The following is a 3996-nucleotide window of genomic DNA, read 5'->3' as shown; positions in this document are numbered from 1 at the left end:
GCTGGTGCTGCGCAACGAGGCGCTGGCGACATCGGCCTCGTATTTTTCCGCGCGCCGCCACGGCGGCCGCCAAGTGAGCGCGCTGGTCGACGGCCGCAGCGGCGAGCCGCTGGTGACGCCCGCCAGCGTGTCGGTGCGGGCGCCGCGCTGCGACATCGCCGACGCGCTGACCAAGGTGGTGCTGGCCAGCGGCGACGCCCGCCACCCCGCGCTGGCCGGATTGCATGCCGCAGCGTTTATAATCTAGCCGATGCATACACACCGTCACCGTCCCCACGTCAACCTGCGCGTCGAGCGCTGGCACCGCCGCTGCATCTACGCCAGTTTCGCCGCGCTGCTGCTGAGCGGCGCCGCCTGGCTGCTGGCGCGCTACTTCTTCCGCCCTGTCGGACAATTCGGCGAAACCGTCAATCCATTGGAACCGTGGTCGATGAAGCTGCATGGCGCCGCCGCGATGGCGATGCTGTTCTTCATCGGCAGCCTGATGAACGCGCACATCCGCCGCGCGCTCAAGGCGGGCCGCAACCTGGCGACCGGATGGGGCATGATAGGCGCGATGGCGCTGCTGACCGCCAGCGGCTTCGGCCTGTACTATCTCGCGGGCGAAAGCGACCGCCCCGTGTGGTCGGCGATCCACTGGGCCATCGGCCTGGCCGCCGCGCTGCTGTTCGTGCTGCACGTGGTGCTGGGCCGCCGCGCCGTGCACCGGCCCTGAGCGCCTCCAGGACCAGCCGTCAGTTGGCCTTGGCCGCGTCGTCCAGATTGAGGCCGCTCATCTGCAGCGCGATGGCCAGCGCCGTGTCGGCCGTGGCCAAGTGGGCATGGAACCACGGCAGCACCAGGCCGACGGTGCTGCGGCAGTTTTTCAGGTCGTCCAGGTCCAGTTGATTCAGCTTGCTCAGCACGCGCGCGTGCTGTTCGCGGTGGCTGTGCAGCGCGGGATAGTCGATCGCCTCCATCAGCGTTTCCTCGTGGCGGAAGTCGGCCTCCAGGCAGTCCACCAGTTGCTCCAGCCCGGCGGCGAAGTCTTCATCCTTGCTGTGCATGAGCGTCTTGATCTGCTCGGCCAGCGCCTCGTGCGCCTCGTCGAACAGCGGTATGCCCAGCGCCATGTCCGGGGTCCAGCCGGTTTCTTCCATGATATGCCTCTTTGTGGTTCGCGCCGGCGCAGGCTGCGCCGCCAACCATGACTATGGGCGGTTGGCGCGGCCAAATCCATGATGCAGATCAAATAATCCGGGGCTGCCCTCACTCGACCGCGGCGCGTTCCTCCACGCCGGCGCACTTGGCCAGCCACACGCGGAACTGGTCGGCGGGCAGCGGCCGCCCGTACAGGTAGCCCTGGTAGCGGTGGCAGCCCGACTGCTCCAGCAGCGCCGCCTGCTCGGCGGTCTCCACCCCCTCGGCGATGACGTCCAGGCCCAGGCTGCGGGAAATGGCGATGATGGTCAGCACGATGGCCTGGTCGCTGCTGTCGCTGGCCAGGTCGCGCACGAAGGAGCGGTCGATCTTCAGCTGGCTCAGCGGCAAGCGCTTCAGGTACTGCAGCGACGAGTAGCCGGTGCCGAAATCGTCCAGCGAGAAGCGCACGCCCAGGTGGCGCAGCTGCTGCATGATGTTGATGGTTTCCTCGATATTCTCCAGCAGCATGCCCTCGGTCAGCTCCAGCTTGAGCAGCGCCGGGTCGATGCCGTGGCGCTCCAGCGCGGCCCGCACCTGCTCGCAGAAATCGCGCTGGTGGAACTGGGCGGCGCTGACGTTGACCGCCATCACCAGGTGCGCCATGGCCGGCTCGTTGCGCCACTGGCGCAGCTGGGCGCAGGCCGTGTCGATCACCCACTGGCCGATCGGCACGATCAGGCCGGTCTCCTCGGCCACCGGGATGAAGCTGTCCGGCGCCATGAAGCTGCGGTCGGCCAGGCGCCAGCGGATCAGCGCCTCGGCGCCGATCGGCTTGCCCATCCCGTTCACCTGGACCTGGTAGTACAGCTCGAACTGATGCTCGACGACAGCGTGGCGCAGCGCTTCCTCCAGCCGCGCCCGGCTGCTGATGCTGTCCTGCATTTTCTGGTCAAAGAAGCGCAGGCCGTTGCGGCCGGTCTGCTTGGCCTGGTACATGGCGATGTCGGCCTGCATCAGCAACTCCTCCGGTTGCGCCGGCCAGCCGTCGTGGAACAGCGTCACGCCCATGCTCGGCGTGCTGTGGCACTGGTGCGCGCCCAGCGTGTAGGGCCGGTTCAGGTCGCCCAGGATCTTCGCGCCCACCGCCTCGGCGTGCGCGATCGCGCCCGGCTCGTCGCAACCCAGGCCCTCCAGCAGCACCACGAATTCGTCGCCGCCCAGGCGCGCCACCGTGTCGCCCTGGCGCAGGCAGGCCTGCAGGCGCGCGCCCACCTGTTGCAGCAGCAGGTCGCCAATGTTGTGGCCCAGCGTGTCGTTGAGCGTCTTGAAATTGTCGAGGTCGATGAACATCAGGGCGCCGTAGCGGTCGTGCAGCTTGCTCGCATCCAGCACCTGGCGCAGGCGCTCGAGCAGCATGCGGCGGTTGGGCAGGCGGGTCAGCGGATCGTAGAACGCCAGCGTGCGGATGGCGTCGCTGGCGGCCTTGCTCAGCGTGATGTCGCTCAGCCCCGCCACGTAGTTGCTGACGTGGCCCTCCTGGTCGCGCACCGCCGCGATGCTCAGGTGCTCGGGATAGACCTCGCCGTTCTTGCGGCGGTTCCAGATCTCGCCGGCCCAGCTGCCTTGCTCGGCGATCGTGGCCCACATGGCCTTGTAAAAGTCGGCATCGTGGCGGCCCGAGCTGAGCATGCGCGGCGTGCGGCCCACCGCCTCCGCCACCGTGTAGCCGGTGATGCGGGTGAAGGCCCGGTTGACCTTGAGGATCACGCCGCGGCTGTCGGTCACCATCAGGCCCTCGGACGACTCGAAGGCGATGGCGGCGATGCGCAGGTCGGCGTCGGCCAGGTGGCGCTCGGTGATGTCCTCGTGCACCACCAGCGCGCCCTGCCAGTTGTGCGCCATCGGCGACACCGTCATGCGGAACCAGCGCTGCCGCTGCGCCGTATGGCTGGGGTACTCCATCTGGAATTGGCGGCTGCGCCCGGCCAGCACCGCGCCCACGCCGGCCTCGGCCTTGATGCCGCCGTCCTCCTCCAAGCCCTCGGCCTCGCGGCAGGCGGCCAGGTAGTCGCCGCCGATGCCCGGCGTCAGCATCGCCTGCCCCGGCAGCGGCCGCACCTGGCCGCTCTGGCGCCAGGCGGCGTTGACGGCCAGCACCGCACCATCGCTGGCCAGCACGGCGATCTGTTGGTGCAGCGCGTCGAACACGGCGCAGGCGGCGTCCAGGCAGCCCCCGTCCGGCCCCGGCGACGCCGGCCGCAACGCCGCCGACAACGCCCCATCCGTCGTGATGCAGGAAAAATCGCAACGCGCGCCGTCCGCGCGTGACGTGGCTCGTGGTCTCTGGTGGTGGGTCATGAGTAGCCTCGATACAGGATAGTTTCCACAAGGATACTGATCCAAATCAATAAAAGATTTGATGCATATCAATTTTCAGCGACGCCGTCCGGCGCGCCGGCGCCGCCCCAGCGCATCACCATGGCGTGGAACTGGGCCGCGCTGAACGGCTTGCTCAGGTAATCGTCCATGCCGGCCGCGACGCAGCGTTCGCGGTCGCCTTCGATCACGCTGGCCGTCAGCGCCACCACCGGCGTGCGGGCCAGGCCCTCGGCCGCCTCGCGCGCGCGCCAGCGGCGGCAGGCGGCGTAGCCATCCAACACCGGCATCATGCAATCCATCAGCACCAGGTCGTAGCGGCGCGCGGCCAGCGCGTCGAGCGCCTGCTGGCCGTCCGGCGCCTCGTCCACCTGCCAGCCCTGGCGGGCCAGCAGCACGCGCGCCAGCTGCCGGTTCATCTCGTTGTCCTCCACCACCAGGATGCGGCGCTGCGACATGCTCACCTCGGCCGGCGGCGCGGCGGGCGCGGCCGGTGCG

Annotated in this window: 5 protein-coding genes; 2 read left to right on the top strand and 3 right to left on the bottom strand. The window is 69.1% G+C overall.

The annotated features are described in order from the left end of the window. Together GTP90_RS35050 and GTP90_RS35045 are read left to right on the top strand one after the other, a co-directional pair. Window positions 1-247, top strand: a 247-nt coding sequence (locus GTP90_RS35050) for an FAD:protein FMN transferase (RefSeq protein WP_175048353.1), incomplete at its 5' end; no start/stop codon positions are given. Between the two features lie 3 nt (window positions 248-250). Then, window positions 251-715, top strand: a complete 465-nt coding sequence (locus tag GTP90_RS35045) for a DUF4405 domain-containing protein (protein WP_161087834.1) — start codon at window positions 251-253, stop codon at window positions 713-715. A 19-nt stretch (window positions 716-734) separates the two neighbouring features. Here GTP90_RS35045 and GTP90_RS35040 read toward each other — a convergent pair whose 3' ends face one another. From GTP90_RS35040 to GTP90_RS35030, 3 genes are all read right to left on the bottom strand, one after another. Next, complete coding sequence (locus tag GTP90_RS35040) at window positions 735-1139, bottom strand: bacteriohemerythrin (RefSeq protein ID WP_161087833.1); 405 nt, start codon at window positions 1137-1139, stop codon at window positions 735-737. Window positions 1140-1248: 109 nt separating this feature from the next. After that, window positions 1249-3480, bottom strand: coding sequence for a putative bifunctional diguanylate cyclase/phosphodiesterase (locus GTP90_RS35035; protein WP_161087832.1), 2232 nt, complete (start codon window positions 3478-3480; stop codon window positions 1249-1251). A 68-nt stretch (window positions 3481-3548) separates the two neighbouring features. After that, a partial coding sequence (locus GTP90_RS35030; protein WP_161087831.1) for a response regulator occupies window positions 3549-3996 on the bottom strand: 448 nt, incomplete at its 5' end.

This window comes from Duganella vulcania, from assembly GCF_009857655.1.
GTDB classification, from domain to species: domain Bacteria; phylum Pseudomonadota; class Gammaproteobacteria; order Burkholderiales; family Burkholderiaceae_D; genus Rugamonas; species Rugamonas vulcania.
Note: the sequence above shows the minus strand (reverse complement) of the source record. Positions and strands in the feature narration are given on the sequence as shown.